Genomic DNA, 6,513 nt, shown 5'->3' with positions numbered 1-6,513 from the left:
GCGGAGCCCCGCAGCCGCCCCTCCCCCGGCTGGGCTCCGCCGTGCTGACGCCGTGCCGGCGCCGCGGCGGGCGCGTCCGGGGGGACTCGGGCACGCGCCGGGCGCGGCCGGCGCTCAGGCGTCGCAGCGGATCAGCAGCAGGGCGATGTCGTCGTAGCGCGGCCCCGACTCGTGCGCGTGCCGCAGCAGGCTCTCCGCCGTCCCGTCCAGATCGGCGGTGTCGGCCTCGGACAGCGACCGCGCCAGCTCCTGGATCGAGGCGTCGATCTCCGTGTCGGGCTTCTCCACCAGACCGTCCGTGTACAGGGCCAGCACCGATCCCGGCTCGAAGCCGAGCGTCCTGGTCCGGTAGACGTGGTCGCTCTCCACGCCGAGCAGCAGCCCCTGCGGCAGCTCGACCGTCCCGGTGCGCCCGTCCGGCCGGCGCAGCAGCGCCGGCACGTGTCCCGCGGTGACCATGCGGACCTGGTGGGCGGGCACGTCGAACTCGGCGTAGGCACAGCTCGTGAAGCGTTCCGCCTCGAGGTTGGCCAGCAGGGTGTTGGCGCGCCGCATCACCTCGCCCGGCGGGGCTCCGGCGACGGCGCGGACCGCCGTGCGCACCTGCCCCATCAGCGCGGCGGCCTCCGTGTCGTGTCCCTGCACGTCGCCGACCGTGGCCGCGGCGGCGCCCTCCTGGCCCCAGCGGATCACGTCGTAGAAGTCGCCGCCGATCCCGGACCCGCGGGTGCTGGGCAGGTAGCGGGCGGCGAAGGTGAGGCCGGGCACCTCGGGCAGCCGGCTCGGCAGCAGCGAGGACTGCAGGTCGAGGGCCAGCCGGTGCTCGGTGTCGGAGACCAGGGTCCGGTCCAGGGCGAGCGCGATGAGACCGGCGAGCGAGACCAGCAGGCTGCGTTCGGCGGTGGAGAACAGGTGCGGCTCGCGGTAGCCGAGGACCAGGAGGCCCATCGCCCGTCCGTCGGACACCAGCGGCAGCAGGGCCCAGGCGGCCATCCCGTCCGGGACCTGCCGGGACGGGGGCAGGTCGCGGCAGAGCTCCTCGACCGACGCGTAGAAGCGGGGCCGGTGGTCACCGAGGGCGTGCAGCGCGGGTTCGTCCGCGGTCAGCGGCCTGCCCTCCAGGTGCCGGCTCCCGGCCTCGTTCATGCCGGCCGTGTCGAGGACGGTGAGCCGCCCCTCCTGCACCTTGGCGAGGACGAAGGCGGCCGGTCCGAAGGCCGGGACCATCTGTTCGCGCACCAGCCGGATCACGTGCTCGGCCGACGCCGCCTCGGCGAGCGCGGCCGAGAGATGGGTCAGGTGGTAGAGGTCGCCCGGTTCTATCCCGGCCGGCCGGCCCGGATCCCTGCTCCTGGGAAGGGACGGCTCACCGGCCATGTCGGCGTCCATGACGCGGACGGCGGTCCCGGTCTCGTGCGCGAAGAGCAGGAAGCCCAGGCGGCGCCCCGACGGCGTGGTCACGTTGAAGCCGACGGGCCGGCGGGTGACGACGGAGGCGCGGTACTGCGCCTCGTAGACGGGGTCCCGCAGCCACGGGAGCATGGAGTCGGGCCGGTGTCCCAGCGCGGTGTGGGCGTCGATCTCCAGCAGCCGCGCGGCGGCCGGGTTGAGGTAGACGACCCGGCCGTCACGGTCCAGGGCGCAGACCCCGGCCGGGATCCGCTCCAGCGCGTCGTAGGCCGCCCGGGCGGCCTCGGGGGCGGGTTCGTCACGTCTGAGCGGCGTGACCTTGTGGATCGTGTCGAGGGGCGGCAGGCCGGCGCCGGAGGCCTCGCGTTCGTCCAGGACGCGCGCGGCACTCCCGCAGGCGCCCTGCAGCGACCGCAGTTCCGCCGGGGTCAGGTGTCCGGCGTGCGTCACCGGCAGGAGCACCGAGAGCACGCCCCAGGTCCTGGTGTCGCCGACGATCGGGAGAGCGGCCAGCATGACGTCGTAGGGCATGATCAGGCCGATCGAGGGATAGCGCAGAGCCATCTCCTGCTGGTCGGGCAGCCAGACGAAGGCCTTCCGGCGCCAGGCGTCCGCCGCCGGCGCCGAGGCGTCCAGCGGGATCGTCATCCACGGACGCAGGAGGCTGGTCGTGCCCCCGGCGACGGTGACGAGCCTCAGCGCGCTCTCGTCGGGGGACGCCAGGTGGAGCGTGCCCACCGAGGCGGCCGTGTCCCTCATGACCGTCGCCAGGGCGGTCCCCAGCGTCTCGGTGACCGTGGAATCGCCGGCCCCGGTGCCGATGTCTGTCATGCGTGTCCCCTGGCGGTCGCCCGGAACCGGCCAGGGAGGCCGCGGCCGCTCCACCGGCGTCCGGGGCGAACAGACGAGGTGAAAGTCACCCCATTTGTCCGTATTGCACGAGATCAACGGTAGCAGCGACCGCTCAGCCCGGCGCTGCGGGGGCGCGGCCGTACCCTCCGGCCCGACGACGGGCTTCCGCAGCGCCGACGTCGGCACGCTAGTCGTGGCGCCGTGGGCGGCGCACGGGGGAAGCCGGCCGCCGCCGACATGCCCGCAGGACCGGGCCGGTCTACGGTGCCCGTGCGGATGTTTTTCACTTCCCCTCAAGATCGTCCGGGACGGCCACCCGCCCCGGGACCGGCCGCGGCCCGAGGGCCGGCCGCGACCCGAGGGCCGGCCGCACACCAGGAAAGTGAGCCCGACTGTGAGCACCGACTACGCCACCGAGTTCGCCGGACGCGTCGCCCTCGTCACCGGAGCGGCCTCCGGCATCGGCCTGGCCATCGCCCGCCGCCTCACGGAGGGCGGCGCCAAGGTGGTGATCGCCGACTACAACGCCGAGGGCGCCGAGCAGGCGGCCGCCGACCTGAGGAACGGCGGCTCGGAGGCCGCCGCGTTCACCGTGGACGTCTCGGACGCCGCCTCCGTCGAGGCCGCCGTCCGCTTCACCGTCGACACCTTCGGCGGCTGCCACCTGGGCGTCAACAACGCCGGCATCGGCGGCGACAGCGCGCCCACCGGCGAGCAGGCGCTGGAGAACTGGGACCGGGTGGTGCGCACCAACCTGGACGGCGTCTTCTACTCGATGCGCTACGAGATCCCGGCGATGGAGCAGGCCGGCGGCGGCGCGATCGTGAACGTCTCCTCGATCCTGGGCTCGGTCGCCTTCCAGGGCTCCGCGGGCTACGTGGCCGCCAAGCACGGAGTGCTGGGCCTGACCAAGTGCGCCGCCGCGGAGTACGCCACGAAGAACATCCGGATCAACTCGGTGGGACCCGCCTTCATCGAGACCCCGCTGCTGGAGAACCTGGACCCGGCCGCCCGTGACGCGCTGGTGGGACTGCACCCGATCGGCCGTCTCGGGCGGAGCGAGGAGGTCGCCGAACTGGTGGCCTTCCTGCTGTCCGACCGGGCCTCCTTCATCACCGGCAGCTACCACCTGGTGGACGGCGGCTACACCTCGCTGTGAGCAGCGCGAACGCCCGTGGGGCCGCCTCCTTGCAAGGAGGCGGCCCCACGGGCGTCACGGACGCGGAAGGTCAGACCTTCGCGGGCTCCGCCTCCTCTGCCGGCAGGTCCACGCTGTCCCGCAGCTTGGTGGAGGTGAGGAAGATCGTCGCGACGATGCCGATGACCGCGACCGCCGCCGCGATCTGGAAGATCTCGCCGGTGGCCTCGCCGTAGGCGGCGCGGACGAGCTCACGGATCGGCGCGGGCATGCTGGCCAGGTCGAGGTTCCCGCCGGCCTGCGAGCCGCTGCCCGAGGTGTCGACGCCCATCTCCGCCAGGCCCTCGGTGATCTTCGTGGCCACGCTGTTGGCGAGCACCGCGCCCAGCACGGAGACGCCGATGGTGCCGCCGAGCGAGCGGAAGAAGGTGATCGCTCCGCTGGCCGCGCCGAGCTCCGCGAGGGGCACGGTGTTCTGCAGCACCAGGACCAGGTTCTGCATCGACATGCCGACGCCCGTGCCGATGAGGAACATGCCCGCGAAGACGTGCCACAGCGGCGTCTCGGCGTCGATCATCGACAGGCTCAGGAAGCCGAGCGTCAGGATGACGGTGCCGGCCACGATGAACGGCTTGACCTTGCCGCTCTTGGAGACCAGACGGCCGGCGATCGTCGAGGAGAGCAGGACGCCCGCCATCATCGGGATGGTCATCAGACCGGCCTCGGTCGGGGTGTAGCCGCGGCCGATCTGCCAGTACTGGCCGAGGAAGACGGCGCCGCCGAACATCGCCACGCCCACCGCGAGGCTCGCGACGATCGCCAGTGCCGGGTCACGCCGCTTGACGACCTTCAGCGGCACGACGGGTTCGGCGACCTTCGACTCGACCAGCACGGCCAGGCCCAGGAGGACGACCGCGGCGCCGACCATGGCGCCGGTCTGCCAGGAGATCCAGTCGAAGTCGTTGTCGACGAAGGTGACCCACAGGAGCAGAAGGCTGACGCCGACGGCGATCAGGGTGGCGCCCAGGTAGTCGACCTTCGGCTTCTCGCCACTGCGCTCCACCGCGGGCAGGTGCAGGGTGCGGGACAGGACGAGGAAGGCGATCGCGGTGAAGGGCAGCGCGAAGAAGAAGCACCAGCGCCAGCCGAGCCAGGAGGCGTCCGCGATGGCGCCGCCGAGCAGCGGGCCGCCGACCGTCGCGACGGCCATCACGCCGCCGAGGTAGCCGTTGTAGCGGCCGCGCTCCTTGGGGCTGATCATCGCGGCGATGATCACCTGGACCAGGATCTGCAGCGCTCCCATGCCCAGGCCCTGCACGGCGCGGAAGGCGATCAGGGTGCCGGTGTTCTGCGAGAACCCGGCGCCGAGCGAGGCGACGGAGAAGAGGCAGATCGAGATCAGCAGCAGCGCCTTCTTGCTGAACAGGTCGGCGAGCTTGCCCCAGATCGGCGTGGACGCGGTCGAGGTCAGCAGCGTGGCGGTGACCACCCAGGTGTACTGCGACTGGGTGCCCTTCAGGGCGCCGATGATCTGCGGCAGGGCCACGGAGACGATCGTGCTGCTGATCATCACCACGAACAGCAGCATCAGAAGGCCGCTCATCGCCTTCAGGATGGCCTTGTGGTCCATCGGGGCGGGACCCGCAGGCGGGGCAACGGCTGTGGGATCGGCGACGGGCGCGCTCAAGAAGGCCTCCGGAGCAGGAGCGGAAGAAAAAGGGATGCCCTCAGAGAAGGGGCGGGATACCCCCACGATACATGCACACTGTGCAAGTTTTCCCACTGGGCATTTTTCTTGCCATGGCCTTACCATTGCCGACGATGGACACCACCGATCGCAGCGCCGTCCCGGACAGCCCCCCCGGCCTGCGCGAACGCAAGAAGGCCGCGACCCGTGAGGCGGTGCACCGGGCCGCGCTGCGGCTGACGGTGGAGCACGGACTGGACCACGTGACGGTCGAGGCGATCGCCGACGAGGCCGGGGTCTCGCGCCGCACGTTCTCCAACTACTTCGCCACCAAGGAGGACGCCGTCCTCTGGGGCGAGGAGCAGCAGGCCGCCGCCCTGTTGCGCGCGGTCGCGGAACGGCCCGCGCAGGAGTCCCCCTGGACGGCGCTGCGGTCGGCCCTGCGCTCCTTCGAGCCCGGTCCCTTCTCACCCGACCGGGAGACGATCACCCGCACCCGGCTCGCCCTGCGTCACCCCTCCCTGCTGGGCCGTCAGCTCGCCACCCACGCCGGCCTGGAGCAGGACCTCGCCCGCGTCCTGGCCGAGCGGGGCGCCGAGCCGCTCCGCTCCCGCGTCCTGGCCGCCGGCTTCCTGGCCGCCATGCGGACCACCATGCGCACCTGGTTCGAGTCCGAGCACCCCGTCGAGCTGCTGGACCTCGCCGACGACGTCCTGCACCTCATGGGCCAGCCGTTCGACGGCCCCGACGCCGGGCGGGCCTGAGCCACGCCCGAAGGGCGGTTCCCGCCGCCCCTGCGCGCCCGCACCACGGCGCGGGCGGCACCCGTGCAGGCGGCGTCCAACCGGACGGGTCGTCAACCGTCGTGTGCGTGAACCACTCCGACGCGCCGCGTCCGGCGAATTCATGTAGCGGCCACTCGGGCACCCTCGTTGCGTCATCGCCGGGGAGCAGCCTTCCGGATGTCCCAGCCCGACCTCCGAGGAGGCACCATGGCCGACCTGCACCCGTCCCGCAGAACCGTCCTGGGCCACGGCACCGCCGGGGCCGCCGCCCTGATGCTCGGCACCGGCCTGTGGAGCGCCGGCCCCGCCTGGTCCGCCCCCGCCGCGATCGACGACCCGTTCACCCTCGGCGTCGCCTCCGGCGACCCGCTGCCGGACGGCGTCGTCCTCTGGACGCGCCTGGCGCCCGACCCGTTCGCCGCCGACGGGCTGGGCGGCATGCCGCCCGCGCCGGTGCGCGTGGAGTACGAGGTCGCCGCCGACCACCGCTTCCGCAAGGTGGTGCGCCGCGGCAGCGTGGTCGCCACCCCCGAGCTCGGCCACTCCGTCCACCCGGAGGTCACGGGCCTCCTCCCCGACCGCGTGTACCACTACCGCTTCCGCGCCGCCGGGCACCTCTCCCCCGTGGGCCGTACCCGCAC

5 protein-coding genes are annotated in these 6,513 nt (G+C 72.9%); 3 read left to right on the top strand and 2 right to left on the bottom strand.

What is annotated here, in order from left to right:
• Positions 1–114 precede the first annotated feature (114 nt).
• Positions 115–2,241, bottom strand: coding sequence for a SpoIIE family protein phosphatase (locus ACOV8S_RS03250; RefSeq protein WP_448315998.1), 2,127 nt, complete (start codon positions 2,239–2,241; stop codon positions 115–117).
• Positions 2,242–2,644: 403 nt separating this feature from the next.
• Here ACOV8S_RS03250 and ACOV8S_RS03245 point away from each other — a divergent pair, with 403 nt between their 5' ends.
• Positions 2,645–3,421, top strand: a complete 777-nt coding sequence (locus tag ACOV8S_RS03245; RefSeq protein WP_448315997.1) for an SDR family NAD(P)-dependent oxidoreductase — start codon at positions 2,645–2,647, stop codon at positions 3,419–3,421.
• 70 nt (positions 3,422–3,491) lie between these two features.
• Here the strand turns inward: ACOV8S_RS03245 and ACOV8S_RS03240 are convergent, their stop codons facing one another.
• Positions 3,492–5,030, bottom strand: coding sequence for an MDR family MFS transporter (locus tag ACOV8S_RS03240; protein ID WP_448315996.1), 1,539 nt, complete (start codon positions 5,028–5,030; stop codon positions 3,492–3,494).
• Positions 5,031–5,221: 191 nt separating this feature from the next.
• On the opposite strand from ACOV8S_RS03240, the gene ACOV8S_RS03235 reads away from it, so the two are divergent.
• Both ACOV8S_RS03235 and ACOV8S_RS03230 read left to right on the top strand, forming a co-directional pair.
• Positions 5,222–5,851 carry a TetR/AcrR family transcriptional regulator gene (locus ACOV8S_RS03235; RefSeq protein WP_448315995.1) on the top strand — a complete coding sequence of 210 codons (630 nt, stop codon included), beginning with the start codon at positions 5,222–5,224 and terminating at the stop codon, positions 5,849–5,851.
• A gap of 228 nt (positions 5,852–6,079) precedes the next feature.
• Positions 6,080–6,513 (top strand): alkaline phosphatase D family protein (locus ACOV8S_RS03230; protein WP_448315994.1); only part of this gene is annotated, 434 nt, incomplete at its 3' end.

The sequence above is a fragment of the Streptomyces sp. CO7 genome (genome assembly GCF_053474865.1).
The sequence above is the reverse complement of the archived record's forward strand: the minus strand, read 5'-3'. Positions and strand labels throughout refer to the sequence as shown.

Bases quoted from the DNA above. Each gene is read 5' to 3' on its own strand.
- ACOV8S_RS03250 (WP_448315998.1), bottom strand. From the start codon at position 2,241: ATGACAGACATCGGCACCGGGGCCGGCGATTCCACGGTCACCGAGACG.
- ACOV8S_RS03240 (WP_448315996.1), bottom strand. From the start codon at position 5,030: ATGGACCACAAGGCCATCCTGAAGGCGATGAGCGGCCTTCTGATGCTG.
- ACOV8S_RS03235 (WP_448315995.1), top strand. From the start codon at position 5,222: ATGGACACCACCGATCGCAGCGCCGTCCCGGACAGCCCCCCCGGCCTG.